A 24,289-nucleotide genomic window follows, 5' to 3' on the forward strand; every position below is an offset into this window, starting at 1 on the left:
CGACGACGAACATCAAGTTTTCACATCGGCAAGTTAAGTTCAATCAACACTTGGTAACCTCTCTATAAGCTACGCTTAAACTATGAGTTCAGCGCCCTACAACGTCGACCGCCTCCTCCTGCTGCTTCTCGTCTTTCGGACAGGCAGCCTCTCTGCCGCCGCCGACGAACTCGCGTTATCGACCTCGGCAGTGTCTCAGCAGATCAGCAAACTGGAACGCGAAGTCGGCCTTCCGCTTGTCGTCCGCCATCCGAAGGGCATGCGCCTGACAGATGCCGGAGTCAAGCTCTCGTCTTATGCGGCGACCATCGACAATGCGCTCACGGCTGCACGGAACGACATGTCCTCGTTTGCTCAGCTCGACCGAGGCGAAGTTCGGATTGCCACATTTCCGACCTTCGCCGCGTCGGTGATGCCGAAGATCCTTCAGCATTTCCATGAACTGCATCCAGACCTCGATGTGACGGTCAAGAGCTACCGTCTCGACCGCATCCAAGAGGCGCTCGAACGCCGCGAAGTCGATCTCGCGACAGTGTGGGACTACCCCTGGGCGCCGATCGACGACCAGATCCCCGTGACGACGACACTGCTCAAAGAGCCCACGATGCTGCTTCTGCCATCAACTCACGCCCTGGCACGACGCAGAGTCGTGGAGCTCAAAGAGGTGGCGGACAATCCATGGATCACTCGCTCTTCCCACCCTGTTGCTTCGGTGCTCGGACGGATATGCAGTGATGCCGGGTTCGCGCCGCGCATCGTCTTCGAGGCCAATGACTACCAAGAGCTTCTGGGCATGGTCGCCGCCGGGCTGGGGGTGGCCATCGCCCCTCGCCTTGCAGTCCATTCCCATGGCCCCGACGTGAAGGTCGTCTCCATCAGAGGAAATCCAGCGCCGAGACGCATCGTCCTTTCCCAACTGCCCGAACGAGTGCCATCACCGGCCGTGCTGTCTCTGGTTCGCGCATTCCGCAAGATCGCCAGCGCGAAGGAATGGCGGACCTAGCAGCTCGCTCCGACTCCAGGACCGAGCTTCCCCACAAGCGACGGTCTCAACGATGTACGCACTTTCGCTTCAGCCCTCGATTGCCCACGCGGCCGCGTGCTCGCGGATGAAATCGCGCAGACGCTCGACGACGCGGCCGGGCCGGCGCACAGCCGCACACAGCGCGATCTCACGCACGTATTCTCCCCCGTCCAGAGTCACCTCGGTGATTCCGTCGACCGGACGCACCGCGGGCGGGATCAATGCCACGCCCATTCCACGACCGACGAATTCGCGGATCGTCGAGAACTCGGTGACCTCGATCTTCACCTCCGGATCGAATCCGCTGGCCTGACACCAGTGGTCGGTCAGCACCCGGAGGTTGTAACTCGCAGGGGTGGCGATGAATTCCTCGTACGCCAACCGATCCAGGGCGATGCTGCGAACACCTGCCAGCGGGTGCACATCGGGCAGCGCCGCGATGATCGTCTGCCGTGCGAGCACCTCGTGGCTGACCTCGGGCGGCGGCGGAATGATGATCGCCAGATCGAGAGTTCCCCGCTGCAGATCAGCGACGAGCTCGGCGCCGTGGGCCTGCTTGAGATCGAGGCGGATGCCGGGATGAGTCCGATTGAAAGCCGCGAGCAGGTCGGGCACCTCACCGGCGCCCATCGTCAGCGGAAATCCGAACCGAATCGTGCCGTGCTCGGGATCGGCCGCCTCGGCGAGATCGGCCAACGCCGCATCGATCTCCGTCAGCGGGGCACGCACCGCAGCCACGAGGTCCAGTGCCGCCGGCGTCAGACCGATGGCGCGTCCGCGCGGAACGGTCAACGGCCCCCCGAGGTGGCGCTCGAGGGCGCGGATACGTCGGCTCATCGTGGATTGGGGTATTCCGAGGGCAGCGGCGGCCTCGGTCAGATGCCCGTCCTGATCGGCCAGTTCGACGAGTTCCCGCAGCGCCGTCGGCGGCGCCGCGCGGGAATCGGATAATCGTTCCATATTCGGATCATACAGTTCCGATCGCTCATTGGACGGATGATTCATGGGGGCGCATGGTGAGAATATGACTGCGAACCCCAAGCACACCGACCAGCTGCCCGACGCCGATGTCGTCCTCATCGGCGCGGGCATCATGTCCGCGACTCTCGGTTCGATGCTGACTCTGCTCGATCCCGATCTGCGGATCCTCGTTCTGGAGAAGGCCGAAGACATTGCCGGAGAGAGCAGCGACCCGTGGAACAATGCCGGCACCGGGCATTCGGGGTACTGCGAGCTCAACTACATGCCTGACCCCGCCGATGGCGCGAAACCGGCAGAGATCGCCGGACAGTTCCACCTCACCCGCCAGTGGTGGGCCCAGCTCGTCCGACTCGGGCTCCTCGACCCAACGGACTTCATCCGCTCGGCCCCGCATATGAACCTCGTCTTCGGGGACACGGACGTCACCTATCTGCGTCGACGTGTCGAGACCCTGAGAGCCGATCCGCTGTTCTCCGAAATGGAGTACACAGAGGATCCGGACACTATCGCCCGGTGGGCTCCCCTGACGATGGAGGGACGAGCCGACAGCGACGAGCCCATGGCGGCGGCCCGTCACCCGCGCGGCACCGATGTCGACTTCGGCGCTCTGACTTCGGCGCTGTTGAGCATCGGGTCCACCGAGGTGCGTGCGGGTCACACAGTGACCGGGCTCGAACCGCGCGCATCGGGCTGGACGGTCAGCGGATCGACGCCGGCGGGACCGTTCGCCGTGCACGCGAAGACCGTGTTCGTCGGGGCCGGCGGCTTCGCGCTGCGACTCCTGCAGAAAGCCAGGATCCCCGAAGTCCGCGGCTACGCGGTCCTGCCGGTCGGGGCCGCTTTCTTCCGGTGCTCGACTCCGGCGGTCGTCGCCTGCCATGATGCGAAAGTCTACGGTCAGGCGGATGTGGGCGCCCCGCCGATGTCGGTGCCGCATCTGGACCGCAGAGTTGTCGACGGCAAGGAACATCTGCTGTTCGGCCCCTATGCGACCTTCAGCACGAAGCTGCTCAAACACGGCCGTCTCTCGGACTTCTTCACAACCGTCCGACCGGGCAACCTGCATGTCGTCGCGGCCGCCGGTCTGCAGAACCTCAGCCTCGTGTCATTCCTCGTCAAGGAGCTCGCCGCCAGCCCGTCCCGGAAGTTCGCGCAGCTGCGACGCTATCTGCCGCTGGCCCGACGCAACGAGTGGACCCTGCTGCCGGCCGGGCAGAGGGCCCAGCTGGTCAAACCGGATCGGAAGAAGATCGGCGTCCTGCAGCAGGGCACCGAACTCGTCGTCTCCGCTGACGGCTCGATCGCGGGTCTGCTCGGAGCCTCCCCCGGAGCATCGACGGCGGTGCCGATCATGGTCGATCTGCTCAAGCAGGCTTTCCCTGCCCAATGGCACTGCACCTGGAGGTCCCAGATCGCCGAGGCGGTCCCCGACCTCGATCGCACCGACTGGACCGCCGAGGCGGTCGCTCGTTCCCACGCCACGACTGATGAGGCGCTCGGCCTGTCCCCGGTCAACCTCGCGTGACCCGCGCGGACTTCCGCTGCGCGTACTCGGCAGGGCTGAAACCGGTGACGCGAACGAAATCCGTGCTGAAGTGCGATTGATCGAACCATCCGAAGTGTGCGCCGAGGTCGGCCAGAGTTCCGTCCCATCCGCGGTCGATCGCTGCGACCGCGTCGATGATCCGTGCCCTGGCCAAGACCTTCTTCACCCCGACTCCGCAGTAGCTGCTGAATATCCGCTGCAGCGTACGCTCACCGATATCAGCTCTCTCCGCGAGGACCTTCAGGCTCACGACTTCGGGGTCGGACAGGATGTCGAGCACCCGCTTCAACCGTTCGAACGACGGGGTCATCTGCGGCCGCCAGGACAGCAGCCAGCTTTCCACCGAAGCGGCCAATTCGTCCAGCTCCGGTGCACTGTCCGACTGCGACTGCGCAAACATCTCGGAGAGTCCGAGGTCGGCTTCCAACCTCGGAAACCACAGCTCGGCAGGGACTGTCGAATCGCGGATGCTCGCCGGCTTCTGGTCGGAGAATGCCAGTGTCGCACCCGGCTGAAAGTTCACGCCGAAGACTCTGCCGCGACCGAAGATCCCCACATCGAATCGCCGCTTGGTGACCGGACCGGTCACCCACGCTCCCGGCCCGTCGACGTGTGCCCGCCGACTGTTTCCGAACTCGAAGGTCAGATGGATGGTCGGTTCGGACAAGGTCGCCGTCTGGTAGCTCTCGCCGTCCGCCAGGTCCCATTCGACGGCCCAATAGCGTTTGACGAACGGGCGCAGGCGCTCGGCGACGACACGAACGGACGAATAGCGCGCATGCTCGAGCATCTCCCCCGGTCTGAGCACGCGTCCGAGGAGATGCTGTGGCATTGACGCATTTTTCCTAGTGACGTCATCGTCCATGGCACAAGAATGTCAGACATGACCGACACACAGAAGACCGACGCCGCCTCGACCACTGCCGACACCTCCACCGCAGCACCCGTCGCCAAATTGGCGATGGTCACTCTCGACGCCCCGAACGCAGCTGTTCTCGGAGAGTTCTACTCGTCCGTCCTCGGCTGGCCCATCGCCTATTCGGACGAGAACTATGCAATGCTCACCGGTCCCAGCCATGCACTGGGCATCGGCACGATCCCGGACTACCAGCGACCGAGCTGGCCCGACGACGGAAACAAGCAGTTCCACCTCGACCTCGCCGCCGACGACATCCATGCGGCAGCCGATCGCTGCGTCGAGCTCGGAGCCACCCGGGCCGAACCACAGCCCGGTGAGACCTGGGTCGTGCTTCTCGATCCCGCCGGTCATCCGTTCTGCATCTCGGACGCAAAGAACTGGGGCTGAGCATCCCCGCAGACCTGACAGCCGAGCTCTCAGCTCCGTCCGACCTTGTCCACCCGCACAATGTAGTGAGACCCATCGAGACCATCGACGAGGATCGTCGCCTGATGCCTCGCATTCCCTCCGGAGACGATCCAGTTGGGCTTGAGCACTCCGCGCAGACCGCCCGTAGGAGTGATCTCCACGCCCATTCCGAGCTTCACCGTCCTGACGACTTTCGCACGCGCCAACGATCGCGCGGTCCGCTCCGCCTCGTCCTGAGTCGGCAGCGGTCCCGACTGTTCGCCGATCAGACTCAACCATTCCTCCGGCGCCACTGCGACACCGCAAGGGGTGAAGTCGGCGATCATGCCCCGCCCCGACACTGCGTTGACGAGCACCTCCATCCGCTGCCCCGGCCCAGATGCGCTCCGACGGAAGAACCCGCGAGTGCGCACATCGAAGCCAGCCCACCAGAACGGATGATGCACCGCTTGGACCGCGGCGAGCGCGTCAGGGAGTTTGCGCTGGAAGACGGCGAGCGCCTCGGCGGCGGTGACGTGCGGATCCATCCGCACCGGATCCTCAGCCTGCAGATCCGGGCCGACCGGGCACCCGGTTCCGATCTCGGCACTCATCTCAGGCGTTCTTCGGAACCTGACCGGCCAGGGAATCGTTCTGACCGGTGAGCATGTGTGCTGGGATCGCGCCGATCTTGTCGGTCTCCTTCATCGCTTCAAGGACGTGGGCAGGCACCGGATGCGAACGTTGAGTGGCCAGGGAGACGAGGATGAGGGCCAGGGTCGAGCACACGATGCCGACTCCCATCGGGTCGACTCCGGTCACGTCGACGAGTCCCGTCAGCTGCCACACGACCGACGACACGGTGCCGGCGATCATCGACCAGATGGCTCCGGGCACGTTCGCCTTCTTCCACCAGGCGGCGGCGATGTAGACGGGGACGAATGCGGCACCGAGCACTGTAGTGGAGAAGATGACCACCTCGGCAACGGCAGGCGGATCATTCACGGCGACGAAGTAGCCGATGGTCGCGAGGATGAGGACGGTGAACCGGGAGACCCACACGGACTGCTGGTCGGACATGTTCTTCTTGTAGAAGCGTTGGAACAGATCTTGGCTGGCAATCGTGCCCGACTGCAGCAGCAGAGCGTCGGCTGTGGACATGATCGCGGCCATGATTCCGGCCATGACGATGCCCACGGCGAAGTCCGGCAACACCGCGTCGGCGACTTCGAAGACCGCCAGCTCCGGATTGTCCAGGGTCGGCAGCAGGACGAGCGCCATGATGCCGACGATGTACGGGGCTGGGATGAACAGCAGATTGAAGCCGGTGGCATAGAGGCTGGCGCGCCTGGCCACCGAAGGTCGCTTCATCGCCATATGGCTGACGTTGACGTGCGGCCAGCCCATATAGCCGATGGAGAACACGAGGACGGCACCGACGATGACTCCCCATTGGACGGATTCGAGCCCGTCAGGACCCCACATGGTCAGCAGATTCGGGTTGATCTGGCCGACCCCCTCGTTGCCGGCCGTCAATCCGCCCACAGCCTGCAGGCAGGCGATGAGGATCCACACCATGCCGATGAGCATGATGATCGCCTGCACGAAGTCGGTATAGGCCACCGCGAGGTACCCGCCGAGGAAGGTGTAGAAGACGATGACGCCGACGGCGATGAGCAGCGCCCAAGCATACGGGATGCCGGTGACCATCTCGAGTCCGCGCCCGCCGGCGATGAACTGACTCATCACATAGAAGAAGATGCAGAACACCGCTACGGGAGCCGCGATCGCGCGGATCCACTTCGACGGATACCGATGTTCGAGGTATTCGATCGAGGTGAGTGACCCGAGGATCTGGGAGAGCTTGCGCATCCGCCGGCCCAGGATCGACAGGTTGAGGACACCGCCGCCGATGTCGCCCATCGCGTACCACAGAGAGAAGTAGCCCTTCGTATACGCCAGCGATCCCGCGCCGAGGAACATGTACCCCGACATCGACGACGACTGCAGGCGCAGAGCCGTGACCGCAGCGCCCAGGCTGCGACCGCCGAGCAGATATCCCTCGCTGCCCTTCGACCCGATCTTGAGCGTCCACACGCCGATCCCGGCCATGGCGACGAAGTAGATGACGAGGAACCAGGTTTCGATGTTCATGCCGCTCCCCCGTCACCTTTCGCCGAGGCAGCCCCGCCGTCTCGTCCGTCCGCGCGATTCGCGGTTCTCGCCAGGGCTTGATCCTCCGCCACGTCCTCGGCCTTCCACCCGCGGGAGAGGAAGACGAAGACGAGGGTGTAGATCACCCAGATCGCGGGGATGCCGACAATGATGACGACCGTCGCCGTCGGAAGACCGAACACGTTGACCACCTCGTTGTGATGCGGGAAGACAGATGATGTGAGTGAGATTACAACCTAACCCGAGGAACCTGAGATTGCCGCACCGGGTTCGCATGGTGGAATGCGGAGCACGACTGTATGACCGAGCTGTCGGTCCGATCAGCAAGACCGTTCCGCAGCGCGGACTCACTCCACGGTGAACTGGCGTTCGTGGAGTCCCGTTGCGGCACCAGGAATGGCGGGCCTGCGCTCCGAGGTCTGCACGTTGCCGTCCTGGTCGATCGCGCGCACACTGACCGTGTGCGTGCCGGTGCTCAGTCCCGTGTGCTCGCACCGCCACTGGCGCCACGTATCGGCGGTGAGTTCCTCGCTGAGTTCCGCTTCCGCCCAGTCGCCGTTGTCGATGCGCACCTGCACCTTCTCGATTCCCGTGTGTTGCGCCCAGGCCATGCCCGCGGTGACGACCCTGTCGCCGCTCTTGGGCGTGACAGTGGCCCCGGGACGGGGTACGTCGATGCGCGAGGCCACCAACACGGGACCGTGTGTGGCCCAGCCGCGCGTCGTCCAATATGCCTCTTTGTCAGCGAACCGGGTGACTTCGAGATCGGTCACCCATTTCGTGGCCGAGACGTACCCGTAGAGTCCGGGGACGACCAGGCGTGCCGGGTATCCGTGGTCGCGTGGCAGAGCATGACCGTTCATCGCCACGGCCAGCAACGCCGCCCGATCGTCGGTGAGCACTTCCAGCGGGGTGGAGGCGGTGAATCCGTCGTCGGAGCCAGAGAGCACCATGTCCGCACCGGCATGCGGTTTCGCCCGGGCCAGCAGATCCCGGATCGGATAGCCCAGCCATTTGGCGTTGCCGACGAGGTCACCGCCGACCTCGTTCGAGACGCAGGCCAGGGTCACATAGTGCTCCTGAAGCGGGAGGTCGAGAAGTTCGGCCATCGTGATCGTGAACTCGTTCTCGACCATGCCGTGGACGCGCAGCATCCACGTTCCCGCGTCGATCGACGGCGGGAAGAGCGCCGTGTCGATGCGGTAGAATTCCGCAGTCTCCGTGACCAGCGGGGTCAGTCCGGGAACGTCGAGTTCCGCTCCGGTGGGAATCTCCGGCGCCGAGGCGGCCGGCCGTGGGAGGACGAGCTTCGTCACCGTTCCTGCCGCACTGCGGGCCAGTGTGGCCGCGGACTGCCCGGCCGCGATGGCGGCGATGCCGACCGCGCTCAGTCCCGCGGCCAGCCCGAAGAAGGCCCGTCGACCCGGCCTGGCCGGAGTTCGATGCTGCGTGTCAGTTTCCTCCTCCCCCGTATCGGCGCGAGCGTGAGTGCTTGCACCGGCGCGAGCAGGAACAGTCGCGAGGTGAAGGAGGACGAGGAAGACTGCGGCCCCGGCGGCGATTCCGCCGAGACTCGGCAGGGTGGCCACCAGACCTGCGCCGGAGCTGAAGCCGACGACGGCAGGCAGCAGCCCGAAACCGATGAGCAGGACGAGCGCCAGACCGCGACGGCGAGCGCCGATCCACCCGATGATCGCACCGCATCCCGCCCCTCCTGCCACGATGGTGATGACGAGGGCGAGTTTGTCGTGAGTGCCGAAGACCGCGATCGCGGACTTGATGAGCACGGTCGGCATCAGCGGGATGAGCGCCTGGCCGATGAGCAGAGCAGGGGCCGACGCCACGTCCAGGCTGCGGGCGATGAGTTCGGCCGTGCCGAAATAGATGAGCGTCGCGACGACCCCGGCGAGCACGGACGGCCACATGCGCTGAGTGCTCCCCACCATGCCCTCCTTCTCCCCCATGCTCAGGCCAGGTTGCGACGCAGACGCACGGCCGCCTCGGTGAGGGCGCTGATGCGGTTCTCGCGATCGGGTTCGGGCAGTGCCTGCGCCGAACGCAGTCCGTGTTCGAGGAGCACGACGACCTGGTCCGCGAGGGTCTGATCTCCGAGTTCGGGGACCGGCCGGGCCTCGGAGCCGATCCATGAGAATTCGGCCAGGGCCTCACGGATGACTGCACGTCTGCTCTGCGCCGGTGGGGCCGCCTCGTCGAGTTGGGCAGTGGTCAGGGAGATGATCCGGATGCGCAGTCGGCGCACCTCGGTCTCGAGTTCCGCCGCTGCCGTGGTCATGCACTCATAATAGTCCTCGTCGATGGGAACAGCGGCGGAACCTCAGCCGTGATCAGGCGTCGGCCACCCAGACGGTCATGGTCTCCTGATAGGTGTCCAGGGCTTCCGGGCCGTTGTCGCGGCCCCAGAATCCGGACTGTCGCAGTCCGCCGAACGGGGTGGCTTCGGTACCTTCGCTGTAGCCGTTGACAGCGAGGGTGCCCACACGGATCCGGCTCGCCCACCACCGCACGTGGGCGATGTCCTCGCACCACACGCTCGACGCCAGCCCATAGGGTTCGCCGTTGATGAGGTCCACAGCGTCGTCGCGGCTGGTGCGTCGCAGCAGCTGGGTCACGGGACCGAAGATCTCGCCGCGGCCGAGTTCGCTGTTTTCGGGCACGCCTTCGATGACGGTCGGCGGGTACCAGGTGCCGGTGTCGGGAACCTCGGCTCGGGTGTTGAGGATCCGCGCTCCCTTCTCCACGGCTTCGTCGACCCAGGCGGTGATGCGATCGCGGGCGCGGGCATTGATCACCGGACCGACGTCCGTATCGGCGTCGAACGGATCGCCGACGGTGAGTGCCTCGGTCGCGGTGATGAGTGCGGTGCGGAACTCGGCGAACCTCTCGTCATCGTCGCCGACGTAGATCACCCGAGAGGCGGCGGTGCAGTTCTGGCCGCTGGTGCCGAAGGACGCACCGGCGATGTCGGCGGCGATCGCCTCGAAATCCGTGGCGTGTGCGGAGTCGACGATATAACCGGCCCGTCCGCCGAGTTCGAGGGATACCTTCTTGAGGTTCGACCGGGCCGAGGACTCGAGGAAGGACCTGCCGACGGGTCCCGAACCGGTGAAGGTGAGCGCGTCGATGTCATTGTGCAGACCCATCGCGGCGCCTATCCCTGAGCCGGTGCCGGTGAGGACGTTGAGGATGCCGTCGGGCACCCCTGCCTCGGTGGCGAGCCTGGCGAGGTGGAGGGCGCTGAGCGTCGAATCCTCGGAGGTCTTGACGACCATCGCATTGCCGGCGGCCAGAGCCGGGGCGATCTTCCAGCCGAGCATGGCCACGGGATAGTTCCACGGCAGGATCGCTCCGACGACTCCGCTGGGCACCTTTGTCACCCAGCCCCAGCCGTCAGGATTCTGCAGGTAGCGTCCGTCATCGCGGGAGATGAGGTCGGCGCTCAGCCTGAGGTTCGCGGCGACGTCGGGGACATCTTCCTCGACGCTGCAGAGGGCAACTTTTCCGGCTTCGATGCCGTCGAGGTAGGCGATCTCTTCGGCATCGGCCTCGACGAGGTCGGCGAGGCGACGCAGCACTCGCGCCCGCAGCTTCGCGTCTCCTGCCCAGTCGGCCTCGTTGAAGGCGGTGCGCGCTGTGGCGACGGTGTCGTCGAGCTGCTCGACGCTGGCCGCGGATAGGCTGCCGATCACTGTTCCGTCGCTCGGTGAGATGAGTCCGATCTCGTCGCCATTGCCGGTGACAGCGCGGCCGCCGATCCACTGTCCGACGTTGCCGTCGATGATGGCCCGCAGCGCGGTTCGACCGCGGTCGGTGAGGGTGTTGTCTGCTGAAGTCGTGGTGCTCATGCTGCGTGTTTCCTCTCCAGTTCGGCGATCGCATCGAGCAGCGTCGCCAATGAGTCGGGACCGGCTGTCGGCAGGGGTGGACGCACCGGTCCCTGTTTGTGACCGGTTCGGCCGAGCGCCTGTTTGATGAGCGAGATGAAGGCGGAGTCACCCTCGATGAGTCCGAGGGCATGCCCGAGGCTTCTCCACAGCTCGACGGCGCCGGCCCAATCACCGCTGTCGGCCAGCGCCCAGAGTCTCTGGCAGTGATCGGGCAGCAGCCACGCAGAGGCTGCCACCCAGCCGCTGGCGCCCTGGGCGAAGCCCTCGAGGGCGATTCCGTCGGCCCCGACGAAGATCTCGGTGTCGTCGCCGAGGCGGCTGCGCAGCTCCCGGGTCCGTGTGGCTTCGCCTGAGGTCTCTTTGACGCTCCAGAGTCGGCCGGTGTCCTGGAGCGCGGCGAGGTGGCCCGGGAGCAGGTCGGTGCCGGTGGAGTGGGGATTGTTGTAGACCATGACCGGCAGTTCGGACGCGGTCAGCACCGGGAGCAAGGCGGCGATGACGGCGTCTGGTTCGAGTCCGCCGTAGAAGGGAGGGGTGACCATGACGGCGTCGGCGCCCCAGCCGGCGGCATCCGAGACCTGGGCCGACATCTCTGCCGGGGTGTAGGCCATACAGCCGATGACCACGTGCGCCCGACCGTCGACGGCGGAGACGATGGTCTTGATCTGTGCTTCCCGCTCAGCGGCGCTGAGTGCCAGCGCCTCCCCCGTGGCGCCGAGGCCGAGAAGCCCGGTCACTCCTGAGGCGAGCACCTCCTCGATGCGGCCGCCCAGGGCGTCGAGGTTCTGGTCTCCGTCGTCGGAATAGGGAGTCGTCGGAACGGCGAACACACCGCGCATCGGATTCGTCATCGAATCGTCCTCTCAGGCCATGAGGTCTTGGTCCGCCTTTCAACGATGAAGACGGTCCGCCGACGCTTCTCGTCGGTATCTCAGACGATAGGCAGAAAAGTGATCACAAGCAATGGGCAGGGCAATGAACGTCCGATTTCCCGCCGTCCAAGGCCGCGCGCGAATTTCGCACGGCGTACCTGCCCATATCCGCGCGCGGACTTGAACCACGCACGACGAAGGGCGGACTCCCCTTCTCGGGGGTCCGCCCTTCGTTCAGTACTCGACCGCGACCCACTTGCGCGGGGCGGTCTCGTCTCTCAGTCTCTGAAGTAGGAGATGAGGCGCAGAATCTCGATGTAGAGCCACACGAGGGTGACCATGAGCGAGAAAGCGCACATCCAGGAGTACTTCTCCGGGATCTTTTGCTTGACACCCTCTTCGATCATCTGGAAGTCCATGATCAGGGTCATCGCGGCGAGCACGGTGGCGACGATGCCGATGATGACACCGAGGGGGAAGGTCATGCCGAACAGCGAGATCTCGACGCTGCGGGCGCCGCCGGAGCCGGTGAACATGGCGAAGAAGAAGTTGATGATCGAGAAGATCGCGTAACCGCCGACGGCGATCACCATGAACTTCATCATCTTCGAGCCGTAGCGCACGCCCTTGAACTTGAACAGGGCGAGCATGACGCCGAAGACGCTCAAGGTGGCGAGCACGGCCTGAACGACGATGCCGGGGAAGGCCGCCTCGAACATGCCGGAGATTCCGCCGAGGAAGACACCCTCGAATGCGGCGTAGCCGATGATGAGCGCCTTGCTCGGTTCCTTTTTGAAGGCGTTGACGAGGCCGAGGACGAATGCGATGAGCGCGGCAGGCAGAGCCAAGATCGGCACGAGCCAGCCGACGACAGCACCGGCGAGGAGGATGGCGAAGAGCACACCGGTCTTCATCATCACATCGTCATAGGTCATCGCACGGTCGGCGACCTGGGGGCCTGCGTTGCGGTTCTCCGCGGCAGGCTGGTTGAAGAGGTTGTTGAGCTCCTGATCGGACATGACCGGCTGGTTGCGTCCGGCCTGGGCTCCCTGGTTGATAGCCCGGTTCATCATGGGGTTACTCACGGTCGAGATCCTTTCGATCTGAGTAGAATGTGCACGGCCGGGAGGCCGCGCGGATGATCGTTCACAGTAACAGTCTAACCGGACGGTCTGGACGAGAACTGAGGATTCCCGCCTGCAGCGTCCGACGTTGCACGATCGTGATGCTGGAGTGGATAACACCCGATCCTGCGCGAGAATTCCCGGATCGGCCCATCGGGTGACCGGCTCAGCCCATCTGATAGTGAGTGGCCGCGCCCGGTCCCCACGGAATTCCGGTGGCCCACCAGATGAAGAACAGCAGTCCCCACAGGATGAACATGGCGAAGGACAGCGGGATCGTGAATGAAAGCACCGTGCCGATGCCGGCGTCCTTCTTGTATCGCTGGATGAAGCCGAGGACGACGACGAAGTACGGGCTCATCGGGGAGATGATGTTCGTCGTCGAGTCACCGATGCGGTAGAGAGCCTGGGTGGTCTCCGGGGAGATCGACAGCAGCATGAACATCGGCACGAGCACCGGTGCCATGAGAGTCCACAGTCCCGAACCTGAGGTGAGGAACAGTGCGCCCAGCGCCACGAGCAGCCACCCGCCGAGGAGGATGACGAACGGTCCCGTGTTGAGGGCCCCGAAGACCTCGGCACCCTTGATCGCCATGATCTCGCCGAGGTTGGACATCTTGAACAGCGCGAGGAACTGGCTGGCGGCGAAGAACAGGACGATGACCGGTACGAACGGCAGCAGCCCCTTGCCCATCATCTCCGGGATATCGGCGGTGTGCTTGATCGATCCGGTGGCGTAGCCGTAGACGATGCCGACGATGAAGAAGCCGAAGCCGATGATCGCGGCGATTCCGGCCATCAGCCCCGATTCGGGACCGAAGCCTCCGGCGTCATCGCGGAGGAATGACCCGGCGGGCCAGGCGAGGGCGAACAGCACTGCCGCGCAGATGACGATGGCGACGACGGCGATGATGATCCCGCGCTTCTCTTTGGAATCGAGGGCCATCTTGACGTCGAAGTTGTCTGGGTCGTCGTCGGACTCCTCGTCGAGTTCGATCTGGTCGGCTCGCTTGGACAGAACCAGCTCGGTCACCAGGGTCACCGCGGCGGCGACGACGAACATGGAGATGAAGTTGAAGTAGAAGTTCGCGACCGGGCTGACGGAGTAGTCGGCGTCGATGATCTGTGCGGCAGAGGTCGACAGGCCGCCGAGGATCGTGTCGAGAGAGTTGACCATGGGTGCCGCCGAATAGCCGCCCGAGGTCGCGGCATAGGCGACGAGGCAGCCGAGCAGCGGATTGCGGCCAACGGCTTTGAACGCGAGTCCGCCGAGGGGAATCATGATCATGTATGAGGCGTCGGAGGCGATCGACGAGGCGGTTCCGGCCAGAGCGACGATGAATGTGATCCACTTCGGGGAAGCACCTGCGATGGTTCCGCGCAGCATCGCCGGAATGAGCCCGGACTGCTCGGCCACAGCCACGCCGATGAGCACAATGAGGACGAGTCCCAGCGGCGGGAAGGTGACGAAGTTGTTCGTGGCCCCCGCAACGATCTCACGCAGCGACTCGGTGGAAAAGAGGTTCGTCACCGTAACTTTCTCGTCCGTTGCCGGATTGACGGCGTTGAGCCCGGTGGACGCGAAGATCGCCGAGAGGATCATGACGATGACTGCCAGCGAGAGGAACAGCCAGAACGGGTGAGGCAGCTTGTTGCCGGCCTTCTCGATGATGACGAGGACGCGCATCAGCCAGCTCAGTTCGGAACTGTCTTTCCTCGTCTCTGCGGTCGCAGGTGTGGTGCTCGACATCGGTTCTCCTCGGTCGGGGCGGCGCCGGCGAATATGTTGAGCCGGATATCGCTCATGAGAGAGCGATCACCTCAAGATGCAAGTGTCATGGACAATCGGCGTTGTGTCACGGGAATCTCAAATACCGGATGCACATTCGCTCCGCACCTCGCCGAGGCGGTCGTGGGGTTCAGTTCACATCGACGTCGATGAATAGACCAGGGCGCCGACCGCAGGTGTCTGCGATCGGCGCCCTCTCAGCCGGCAAGCGACTCAGCACCTCAGATAAGGGTGGGCCGCCTCGGCGATATCAGCGCTCGAGTTCGCCGCGGATGAACGCTTCGACGGCCTCGTGGGCGGCGTCGTCATCCTGCTGTTCCGGGGGCGACTTCATGAAGTACGAGGAGGCGGAGATGAGGGCTCCGCCGATTCCGCGGTCGAGGCCGATCTTCGCCGCACGCACCGCGTCGATGATGACGCCGGCGGAGTTCGGCGAGTCCCACACCTCGAGCTTGTATTCCAGGGACACGGGAGCGTCACCGAAGTTGCGGCCCTCGAGGCGGACGAAGGCCCACTTGCGGTCGTCGAGCCATTCGACGTAGTCGCTGGGTCCGATGTGGACGTCGCGGTCAGACAGCTGGGCGGAGGTATTCGAGGTCACGGCCTGAGTCTTCGAAATCTTCTTCGACTCGAGGCGCTGCCGCTCGAGCATGTTCTTGAAGTCCATGTTGCCGCCGACGTTGAGCTGGTAGGTCCGGTCGAGGACGACGCCGCGATCTTCGAACAGCTTCGCCATCACACGGTGGGTGATCGTCGCACCGATCTGGGACTTGATGTCGTCGCCGACGATCGGGACACCTGCGGCACGGAACTTCTCGTCCCATTCTTTGGTGCCGGCGATGAACACGGGCAGGGCATTGACGAAGGCGACCTTCGCGTCGATCGCGGCCTGAGCATAGAACTCGACGGCCTTCTGCGAACCGACGGGCAGGTAGCACACGAGGACATCCGCCGCGGCATCCTTGAGCGCCTTCACCACGTCGACGGCCTCGCGGTCGGATTCGACGATCGTGTCGCGGTAGTACTCGCCGAGTCCGTCGAGGGTGGGTCCGCGCAGGACCTCGATGCCGGTCGGCTCCACATCGGCGAGCTTGATGGTGTTGTTCTCGCTGGCGGTGATCGCCTCGGCGATGTCGACGCCGACCTTCTTGCCGTCGACGTCGAAGGCGGCAACGAAATCGATGTCACCGACGTGATAGTCCCCGAATTCCACGTGCATGAGGCCGGGAACCTTCGTCCCGGGCGACGCGTTCCGGTAGTACTCCACGCCTTGGATCAGGGACGAGGCGCAGTTGCCCAGTCCGGCAATCGCAACTCGAATCGATTTCGTTCCCACAATTCTCCTTTGTCTGTTTGGGTTTCACCGAGCGGCGGGAGTGTCCCACGCGGGCGGTTTGCCCTGTAGGGCTTCGCTTCGGCCCCAACTATCCATAATAATCTCCGCGTCAAAATGCCGGACACCGGCCTTCGAACGCGGCAGCGCTCGTCTCAGCTGACGACCAGAGGCTCGAGGACCAGGTCGGGGTGGTTCTTCTGCACGCCCTGCAGCCGCCACCGGTCGGAGAACAGCGCCAGCAGCTCTCCGTCGGAGCGGTGAAGGACCTCGACCGAGCGTTCCCGGGCCAGGGTCGGCACGCATTCGGGAGTGGTGCGTCGGGCGAGGGAGAAGTTGAGACGCTCCAGGGTGCAGGGAGCGTTGAATTCGTTGGTCATCCGGTCTTCGGCGACTTCGAACTGCATGGGTCCGACGGCGCCGAGCACGGGTGCCTGATCACCGCGCAGGTCCGAACGCAGCACCTGGATGACGCCTTCGTGGTCGAGCTGTTCGATGCCGCGTCGGAACTGTTTGTACTTCGAGGAGTCCTTGGCGCGGATGACCATGAAGTGTTCGGGTGAGAACGTCGGGATGCCGGGGAACTCGACCTTCTTGTCGAGGTAGAGGGAATCACCGACGCGCAGTGCAGAGGCGTTGACCAATCCGACGACATCTCCCGGGAACGCTTCGTCGACGACATCGCGGTCGCGGCCGAAGACCTGCTGAGCGTATTTCGTGGCGAAGGGTTTGCCGGTGCTGGCATGAGTGAGCACGGTTCCGCGCTCGAAGACTCCCGAGCAGACTCGGATGTAGGCGAGTCGGTCGCGGTGGTGGGAGTCCATTCCCGCCTGCACTTTGAAAACGAATCCGGAGAAGGGATCGTCGACGGGGCGGGGCTGGTCATCCTTGTCCAGGCGGGCCTCGGCGGGTGGGGCGAGGTCGACGAGGAGGTCGAGGAGTTTGTGGATGCCGAAGTTGAGCACAGCCGAGGCGAACATCACCGGGGTCGACTTGCCGGCGAGGAAGGTCTCCTGGTCATGGTTCTGGTCTTCCATCTCCAGCAGATCGGACTCATCGACAGCGGTCGTCCACGCATCGCCTTCGAGGTCGGCGGCCGCCTCGGACGTGTAGGTGTCCTCACCGGCGATAGTCGCGCCTCCGTCGGTGCGGGTGTATTTCGTGTACTCGCCGCTGATGCGATCGAGGACTCCGCGGAAGTCTCCGGACTGGCCGACGGGCCAGGTGATCGGGGTGGGCAGGAGGCCCGTGCGCTGCTGGACCTCGTCCATGAGTTCGAGCGCATCGAGTCCGGGACGGTCCCACTTGTTGACGACCGTGATGATCGGGATATTGCGGTGGGCACAGACTTCGAAGAGCTTCATCGTCTGCGCCTCGAGGCCTTTGGCGGCATCGATGAGCATGACGGCGCAGTCGACGGCGGAGAGCACACGGTAGGTGTCCTCGGAGAAGTCGGCGTGACCAGGGGTGTCGACGAGGTTGAAGACGGCGTCGCGGTACTCGAACTGCAGAGCGGCCGAGGAGATCGAGATTCCGCGATCCTGCTCCATCTGCATCCAGTCGGAGACAGTGGCGCGGCGACCGGCCTTGCCGTGGGTGGCTCCGGCCTGGCCGATGGCGCGGGCGTGGAGGGCGAGCGCCTCGGTGGTCGTCGATTTGCCCGCGTCGGGGTGGGAGATGACAGCGAACGTGCGGCGGCGGGACGCCTCGTGTCGGATGTCCTTGACGGAATACTGGCCAGAAGTCACCGCAATATCTTATCGTTCTTCGCGCTCCTCCGACGTGTCCGTTCAGTCACAGTGTGGGGTCAGCTTGTGCCGGGCGTCCGATGGCCGGAACCGTATGCGCGAGGTGGCCGACGGGCGTTGCATCCAGCGTCCTGTCGGAATCGGCCCATATGCTGGGGTGCGATGTCTGAGGAATTCGTCGAATACGCCGGCCGTTCGGAGCCGAAGGAACGCTGGCTCAAAGCTTTGCCGCTCATCGTCGCTGGAGTCCTGGGTGTCCCGCTGCTGTGCGCGGCGATCTGGTTCTCCTGGCAGATAGCGCAGACGACGAAGTACCTCTTCGATCTCGGCACCTCCGGCAGCGAGGCGGCCGGGATGGTGCTGCTCAGCCTGTCGGGGGCATTCTGCCTCATCTTCTATCTCGCGTTCCTCTTCATCGGCACTCGCCGTCGCACGTGGAAATGGCGCATCTGGTGGAGTGTCGCCACCTTACTTGCCGCCGGAGCTCTGCCGTTGTGGTGGCTCTTCAGCGGCTTCTTCGCCGACGTCTGACCTTCGCCATCGGGCCCGCACCGCGCACGGGTGGTCGCAATCCCTGCGCTTCGTCGCCGAACCACCTCGCTGGTGGCGCTTCCTACAGGTGCTCGCGCGTCGGTCACTCTTCGTGACACAACGCCCCTCTGCAACGAGGCGTTGCGCCGCTAGGAGTGCGTGATGCTCGGGTCAGAGCTGGACGAGAGACTTCGCGATGCGCTTCTCCGACACCGGATGTGCCGTGCCCAGCGAGTTCGCGAACAGCGACACCCGCAGCTCTTCGAGCATCACAACGACTTCGACCCATTCGGCAGGCAGCGACACGATCAGCTGCGGCCACTCGGACTTCGCCAGTGCCGGGAATCGATTGCCGATCTTCTTGACCACATCGCTGCTGCAGCCGGTGACTCGATCCATGAGCTGCTTGTCACGGATCGGCGAGTCCTGCATTCCGCCGATGCGCACCACTTCGGCCCGCACCCAGCGGGGCAGCTCGCGCAGCATCTGCGGAGTCATCGCCGCAATGGCGGCTGCGGTCGTCCGGGAGGCTCGCCACGCCTGCACATCGGCGAGGTTGGACAGGATCGCCAATGAGGAGGCCTTCGACACGAGCTTGTCGAGCTCGGTCGCCGCCTGCAGCGCCTTCATCAGGGACGGCAGCAGCGATGAACAGGTCAGCGGCAGCTCGGCGTCGACGTCCTTGCGCAGCTGCGCGAACTCATCGGCGGTGGCCACCCATGACGTCTCGGTCGGCCCCAACCGGTCGACGACGAGGCCGCGGATCCCGACTCGAATCAGCCCGACCAGGAGCTCGTCGGCGGTCTTCTGATGACCGGCGAGGATGAGCTTCTCCTGAGTGGTCAGCCCGTCCTGCAGGTACTTCAGTGCGTCAGACGTGTGCTGGCCCAGCAGGGTGATGATCGCTTCTCGCGTGGCCAAGCGTGCCTGCGAAGCGGTGTCGAAGGCCACGAGGTCGACCGATGTCGAACGGTCTGCAAGCCCCGGAACTACGCCGGCTGCGGCCTGATCGGGGTCGGCCAGTTCACCGAACGTCCAGTCCCTCAGGCCAGTCTTCGGGGTGAACGCGCTCTGCTTCTGGCGGGCCTTGCGCACCTGGGGTGTGGCTTTTGTTCTCAGAGCGGTCAGGTCCTCGCCGAGGCCGACGGTCTTCTTCCCATCGACGACCCGGAAGGTCAGCCGCAGATGGGCGGGGATCCGCGATCGGTCGAAATCGTCGGCGGTGACCGTGATCGGCACGAGGTCGTTCAACCCTCCCCCGCCGGCGCGTTCGCTCAAGTACGCAGCGAGCACGTCCGGCAGGCTTCCCTGGTATGGAGTGAGCGCCGGCAGGATCTCACGGGCGACGTCGGGAGCGGGAACGAAGTAGCGACGTTTGCTCTTCGGCAATGACCGGATATAGGCGGCGACGAGTTCTTCGCGCAGGCCGGGGACCTGCCAGCTGAATTCGTCCGCGTCGACCGCGGGCACCGCCTCGGCGGGGATCTCCACGGTCACCCCGTCCTCGGTGCTGCCGGGGTCGAAGGAGTAGCGCAGCTTCGCCCGCGTTCCGTCGGTCAGTTCCCATTCCATCGGGAAATCCGAGGCCACCGAGGCGGTCAGTTCCTCACTGTCGTCGCTGAGCAGCACCGAGGTGGTGAGGTCGAGCAGGTGCGCGTCCCGTCGCTTCTGCTTCTTCCACCATCCCCGGAAATCCGCCGCCGAGGTGATCCCCTCCGGAATCCGTTCGTCGAAGAATTCGTAGAGGGCATCGTCTTGGTCGAGCACGCGACGGTTCCGTGTCCGCGAGGCCAGTTCCTCGGCCTCGTCGATGACGGCCGCGTTGTGTTCGAGGAAGCCGAAGCGTTCGTGCCAGTCGCCCTCGATGAGACCCTTGCGGATGAACGCATCCCGGGCGGCCTCGGAGTCGAGGGTGCCGTATCCGACGCGGCGGTCGCTGACGAGTGTGACCCCGTAGAGGGAGATCTTCTCGTACACCATCGATGCGCCGGCCTTCGTCGACCAGTGCGGATCCGAATGTTGGCGGGTGACCAGGTCACCGGCGGCTTCGACGACCCAGTCCGGATCGATCGCGGCGACGGTGCGTGCCCACAGGCGGGAGGTCTCGACGAGTTCGGCGGCCATGACGAAGTCCGGATTGACCTTGAAGAGTCCGGATCCGGGGAAGATCGCGAACCGGGTGCCGCGAGCTCCCTGATAGTCCTTGTGCCGCTCCGACCGTGAGCCGATCATCGTCAGCAGACCGGTGAGCAGCGATCGGTGGATGGCGGCGGCGTGCGGATCGAGTTTGGCGGCTGCCACCTGCTTCTCGGTGTCCCCGGCCGGACCGGTCCCTCCCTGCTTCTTCGCGCTGCGTTTGGCGGCGCTGAGTTCGGCGAATCCGATCTTGCCGTTCGCGCCTCGTCCGCCCTGAGCGCTTCCTTCGCCCCGACCGCCGCGGGTGCCGTGACCGCCAGGAACATTCTGACCCTCACGACCTCGACCGCTGCGACCGCCTTGACCACGGTCGGAACCGTCACCGAGCCCAGCAGCATTCGTCTTGCCGCCCTCGCCATCGAGAGCGGATCCCGCCGTGTCGGCATCGTCGCCCGGCTGCCAGACTGATTTCTCGATGCGAATGCCGGCCGAGCCGAGCAGTGAGCGCAGCTGACCGACGAGGTCCTGCCATTCGCGGATGCGCACGAAGTTGAGGAATTCCTCCTTGCAGCGGCGACGGAACTTCGAAGATCCCATGTCCGCCTGCAGACTCTGCAGGTAGTTCCACAGGTTGAGGTAGGACAGGAAATCACTGCCTCGGTGGGTGAATCGGGCGTGCTTCTCATCGGCGGCGGCTCGGACCTCCGCCGGACGTTCCCGGGGGTCCTGGATGGACAGCGCGGCGACGATGACGGTGACCTCTCCCCCGCAGCCGGCCTCCGCCCCGGCGATGACCATCCGAGCCAAGCGGGGGTCGATCGGCAGCACGGTGAGTTTCCGACCGATCTCGGTGACGTGGATCTTCCCTGCCGAGTCGCTGGTCAGCGCCCCGAGTTCGGTGAGCATCGTCCGTCCGTCACGGACGGCCCTGGCCTCTGGCGGGGTGAGGAAAGGGAACTCGAGGATCTCCTGATCGCTTGCGGCGAATCCCAGTGAGGCCATCTGCAGAATGACGCTGGCGAGGTTCGTGCGCAGGATCTCCGGATCGGTGAATTCGGGACGCGAGTCGAAGTCGTCTTCCGAGTACAGGCGGATGCAGATGCCGTCACTGGTGCGCCCGGAGCGGCCCTTGCGCTGGTTCGCACTGGCTTGGGAGATCCGCTCGATCGGCAGTCGCTGCACCCGAGTGCGGTTGGAATAGCGGGAGATGCGGGCGGTGCCGACGTCGATGACGTATTTGATTCCGGGCACCGTCAGCGAGGTCTCGGCGACGTTCGTGGCCAGGACGATGCGAGGTCGTGAATGGGGCTGGAAGACCTTCTGCTGCTCCCCCGCCGAGAGTCGGGCGAACAGCGGCACGACCTCCCAGCTGCTCATCCGCGGACGTCTGCGCAGGTGGTCACTCAAGGCATCGGCGGTGTCGCGGATCTCCCGTTCGCCGGAGAGGAAGACGAGGATGTCACCGGGTGCCTCGGCTGCGAGTTCGTCGACGGCGGCGATGATTCCGTCGGTCTGCTCCTCGACTCCGGTTTCGTAGTTCCCGGATTCGCCGGGCCCGTCGACATCGTCATCGGCAGGATCGTCCCCGAGAGGCCGGTACCGGACCTCGACGGGGAAGGTGCGGCCTTCGACGGAGATGATCGGAGCGTCATCGAAGTGAGCGGAGAACGATTCGGGGTCGATCGTCGCCGAGGTGATGATGACTTTGAGGTCGGGACGTCGGTCGAGGACTTCCTTGAGATAGCCGAGGAGGAAGTCGATGTTGAGGCTGCGTTCGTGCGCCTCGTCGATGATGATGACTTCATAGTCGCGCAGCAGTTTGTCGCGCGAGAGCTCGGACAGCAGAATGCCATCGGTCATCACCTTCACCCGGGTGGAATCGGCGACCTGCGCGGTGAACCGCACCTGGTAGCCGATGGTGCTGCCGAGCTCTTCGTCGAGTTCGTCGGCGATGCGCTCGGCCACAGTCCGGGCGGCGATGCGCCGAGGCTGGGTGTGGCCGATGAGTCCGTCGATCCCGAGGCCGAGGTCGAGGCAGATCTTCGGCAGCTGGGTGGTCTTTCCCGATCCCGTCTCACCGGCGATGATGACGACCTGGTTGTCCAGGATCGCCTCGGCGATCTCGTCCTTCGCCGCGGTGACCGGCAGATCCTCGGGGTAGGTGACGGTGACCGGATGGGCAGCGCGGGCGTCCTTGAGCCGGGCCCGGCGCTGCTGATGGTGCGCTGCCGTGGTTCTGCGTCGCTGCTGCGAACGCCCACGTCCGCTCTTCCCGCGCCGAGGCGGCCGTCCTGGATTCGTGTTCGCTGGAGTGGTCGACGGGGTCGGGTTCTCTTCTGCCATTGCGTCTCCCAGCTTAGCGGCAATGCCCAGGCCCGGGCCCGCCGAGGCAGGTTACTCCCCGCCGCCCCAGAGTGGGGCGAGCGCCGAGTAGAGCTGCTGGATGCCGAGGATGATGAACAGCAGTGCTGTGATCGCCAGAGCGATGTTCGTGTGCAGCTTGTTCGCCCATTCCTTCGGGATCTTCTTGCCGTTGAGGAGGCCGAGCAGGGTGACCGCGAGGAACGGCATGAACAGCGAGCCGAGGACACCGTAGGCGAGGATGAGTCCGATCGGTTTGCCGAGTACGAACAGCAGCATCGGCGGGAACGTCAGCCACAGCACATAGAACTTGAAGTACTTGCCGCCGGTCAGGGTGTCGGGGTGTCCGCCCGGCTTCTTGCGCATATGCCCCCAGAAGTCGGCGAACATCAGGGACACTCCGTTCCATACTCCGATGATCGAGGAGAAGGAAGCGGCCCAGAATCCGACGAGGAAGCCGATGCCCACGACCTCGCCGTAGCGGGCTTTGAGGACGTCGGCGAGGTCGAGCAGTCCCTTGTCCTCGGCAGAGATAGAGACTCCCGCGGCACGGACGACCTCGGCGCCGACGATGAGCATAGCGATGACGAAGATGCCGGTCATCACGTACGCCATCGAGTTGTCGATGCGCATCACCCGCATCCACTTCGGAGTGTGCCAGCCCTTCTCGCGCAGCCAGTAGCCGTACGCGGCCAGGGTGATGGTGCCGCCGACGCCTCCGGCGAGCGCGAGTGTGTAGATCACTCCGCCCTCGGGGATGATGGGGATCAGTCCGGTGAGCATATCGGGGATATTGGGGGCGGCGATGATCGCCAGTCCAACGACGGTGATGAACATGATCCCTACGAGAACGGCGGTGATCTTCTCGAACACGCCGTAGCGGCCGAACCACACCATGACGAAGCCGGCCAGGCCCATGAGCACCGACCACACGGTGAGGTTGAGGCCGGGGAAGAGCGCGGCCAGCGGCAGCGCCGCCGAGCTCATCGCCGTGGCTCCGTAGACGAAGCCCCAGATGATGATGTACGGCCCGAAGTACCACGTGGTCCAGCGGCCGAGCGATCGCCACCCCTCGAAGATCGTCTTTCCGGTCGCGAGGCTGAACCTGCCGGCTCCTTCGACGAGGACGATCTTGAGGATGACGCCGACGATCACTGCCCACAGCAGTCCGTAGCCGAACTGGCTGCCGGCCACCAGGGTCGCCACCATATCTGCGGCACCGACGCCGGTGGCCGCGACGACGAGGCCAGGACCGATGACCTTCCATTTAGCCGGGCCGGAGGCCTCTTCGATTCCGGAAACGGTCTCTGCGTCGCCCGCGTCGCCGGGGCCGGAACCGTTCGACTGCTCACTCATGGAGTTATTCGCTTTCATCTTCGGCCGCGCACAGACTCACCGGATGGTCGGGGATCCTCCATCGGGTTCTCCCGCATATCGGCGGCGCAGCGGTCTCAGCAT

General features: G+C 64.8%; 19 protein-coding genes. 4 read left to right on the forward strand and 15 right to left on the reverse strand.

Annotated elements, in window-relative coordinates; translation table 11 throughout:
• The first annotated feature begins 82 nt into the window (after positions 1-82).
• Positions 83-1,003 carry a LysR family transcriptional regulator gene (locus D3I60_RS16945; RefSeq protein ID WP_262777833.1) on the forward strand — a complete coding sequence of 307 codons (921 nt, stop codon included), beginning with the start codon at positions 83-85 and terminating at the stop codon, positions 1,001-1,003.
• A 69-nt stretch (positions 1,004-1,072) separates the two neighbouring features.
• On the opposite strand, the gene D3I60_RS16950 is transcribed toward D3I60_RS16945, so the two are convergent.
• On the reverse strand, positions 1,073-1,984 hold the full coding sequence (locus tag D3I60_RS16950) for a LysR family transcriptional regulator (protein WP_262777834.1): 912 nt from the start codon (positions 1,982-1,984) through the stop codon (positions 1,073-1,075).
• 64 nt (positions 1,985-2,048) lie between these two features.
• Between D3I60_RS16950 and D3I60_RS16955 the strand changes: the two genes are divergently transcribed.
• Positions 2,049-3,530 (forward strand): malate:quinone oxidoreductase, encoded by a 1,482-nt coding sequence (locus tag D3I60_RS16955; RefSeq protein ID WP_262777836.1) that lies wholly within the window; start codon positions 2,049-2,051, stop codon positions 3,528-3,530.
• Here the strand turns inward: D3I60_RS16955 and D3I60_RS16960 are convergent.
• Positions 3,517-4,383: a helix-turn-helix domain-containing protein gene (locus tag D3I60_RS16960; RefSeq protein ID WP_262777837.1), complete on the reverse strand. Its 867-nt coding sequence runs from the start codon at positions 4,381-4,383 to the stop codon at positions 3,517-3,519. The two genes, D3I60_RS16955 and D3I60_RS16960, sit on opposite strands and share 14 nt — an antisense overlap.
• Before the next feature lie 51 nt (positions 4,384-4,434).
• Between D3I60_RS16960 and D3I60_RS16965 the strand changes: the two genes are divergently transcribed.
• Positions 4,435-4,857 carry a VOC family protein gene (locus tag D3I60_RS16965; protein ID WP_262777838.1) on the forward strand — a complete coding sequence of 141 codons (423 nt, stop codon included), beginning with the start codon at positions 4,435-4,437 and terminating at the stop codon, positions 4,855-4,857.
• A gap of 29 nt (positions 4,858-4,886) precedes the next feature.
• On the opposite strand, the gene D3I60_RS16970 is transcribed toward D3I60_RS16965, so the two are convergent.
• The 11 genes from D3I60_RS16970 to D3I60_RS17020 form a co-directional block, all read right to left on the reverse strand.
• On the reverse strand, positions 4,887-5,471 hold the full coding sequence (locus D3I60_RS16970; RefSeq protein ID WP_262777840.1) for a hypothetical protein: 585 nt from the start codon (positions 5,469-5,471) through the stop codon (positions 4,887-4,889).
• A 1-nt stretch (position 5,472) separates the two neighbouring features.
• Positions 5,473-7,011 (reverse strand): sodium/proline symporter, encoded by a 1,539-nt coding sequence (locus D3I60_RS16975; RefSeq protein WP_262777841.1) that lies wholly within the window; start codon positions 7,009-7,011, stop codon positions 5,473-5,475.
• Complete coding sequence (locus D3I60_RS16980) at positions 7,008-7,214, reverse strand: hypothetical protein (protein ID WP_262777843.1); 207 nt, start codon at positions 7,212-7,214, stop codon at positions 7,008-7,010. The genes D3I60_RS16975 and D3I60_RS16980 overlap by 4 nt, the downstream gene beginning before the upstream one ends.
• A gap of 165 nt (positions 7,215-7,379) precedes the next feature.
• Positions 7,380-8,978, reverse strand: coding sequence for a molybdopterin-dependent oxidoreductase (locus D3I60_RS16985; RefSeq protein ID WP_262777845.1), 1,599 nt, complete (start codon positions 8,976-8,978; stop codon positions 7,380-7,382).
• A 20-nt stretch (positions 8,979-8,998) separates the two neighbouring features.
• Entirely contained in the window at positions 8,999-9,325 is a 327-nt protein-coding gene (locus D3I60_RS16990) for a DNA sulfur modification protein DndB (RefSeq protein ID WP_262777846.1), read from the reverse strand.
• 52 nt (positions 9,326-9,377) lie between these two features.
• Complete coding sequence (locus D3I60_RS16995) at positions 9,378-10,895, reverse strand: aldehyde dehydrogenase family protein (protein ID WP_262777848.1); 1,518 nt, start codon at positions 10,893-10,895, stop codon at positions 9,378-9,380.
• Positions 10,892-11,788, reverse strand: coding sequence for a dihydrodipicolinate synthase family protein (locus D3I60_RS17000; RefSeq protein ID WP_262777850.1), 897 nt, complete (start codon positions 11,786-11,788; stop codon positions 10,892-10,894). The genes D3I60_RS16995 and D3I60_RS17000 overlap by 4 nt, the downstream gene beginning before the upstream one ends.
• Positions 11,789-12,087: 299 nt before the next feature.
• Positions 12,088-12,882 carry a Bax inhibitor-1/YccA family protein gene (locus D3I60_RS17005; RefSeq protein WP_262778016.1) on the reverse strand — a complete coding sequence of 265 codons (795 nt, stop codon included), beginning with the start codon at positions 12,880-12,882 and terminating at the stop codon, positions 12,088-12,090.
• Between the two features lie 217 nt (positions 12,883-13,099).
• Entirely contained in the window at positions 13,100-14,683 is a 1,584-nt protein-coding gene (locus D3I60_RS17010) for an AbgT family transporter (protein ID WP_262777851.1), read from the reverse strand.
• 289 nt (positions 14,684-14,972) lie between these two features.
• A complete protein-coding gene (locus D3I60_RS17015) occupies positions 14,973-16,058 on the reverse strand; it encodes an inositol-3-phosphate synthase (protein WP_262777853.1) in 1,086 nt (361 codons plus the stop codon).
• A gap of 152 nt (positions 16,059-16,210) precedes the next feature.
• Positions 16,211-17,803: a peptide chain release factor 3 gene (locus D3I60_RS17020; RefSeq protein WP_101545124.1), complete on the reverse strand. Its 1,593-nt coding sequence runs from the start codon at positions 17,801-17,803 to the stop codon at positions 16,211-16,213.
• 162 nt (positions 17,804-17,965) lie between these two features.
• On the opposite strand from D3I60_RS17020, the gene D3I60_RS17025 reads away from it, so the two are divergent.
• The gene (locus D3I60_RS17025; RefSeq protein ID WP_262777855.1) at positions 17,966-18,334 is read left to right on the forward strand and encodes a hypothetical protein; all 369 of its coding nucleotides are present in this window, start codon (positions 17,966-17,968) and stop codon (positions 18,332-18,334) included.
• A 171-nt stretch (positions 18,335-18,505) separates the two neighbouring features.
• Here D3I60_RS17025 and hrpA read toward each other — a convergent pair whose 3' ends face one another.
• Both hrpA and D3I60_RS17035 read right to left on the reverse strand, forming a co-directional pair.
• Positions 18,506-22,813 (reverse strand): ATP-dependent RNA helicase HrpA, encoded by a 4,308-nt coding sequence (hrpA, locus tag D3I60_RS17030; RefSeq protein ID WP_262777857.1) that lies wholly within the window; start codon positions 22,811-22,813, stop codon positions 18,506-18,508.
• 51 nt (positions 22,814-22,864) lie between these two features.
• Positions 22,865-24,187, reverse strand: a complete 1,323-nt coding sequence (locus tag D3I60_RS17035; protein WP_262777858.1) for an Nramp family divalent metal transporter — start codon at positions 24,185-24,187, stop codon at positions 22,865-22,867.
• Positions 24,188-24,289: the final 102 nt, after the last annotated feature.

The organism is Brevibacterium permense, assembly GCF_025506275.1.
GTDB lineage: Bacteria > Actinomycetota > Actinomycetes > Actinomycetales > Brevibacteriaceae > Brevibacterium > Brevibacterium permense_A.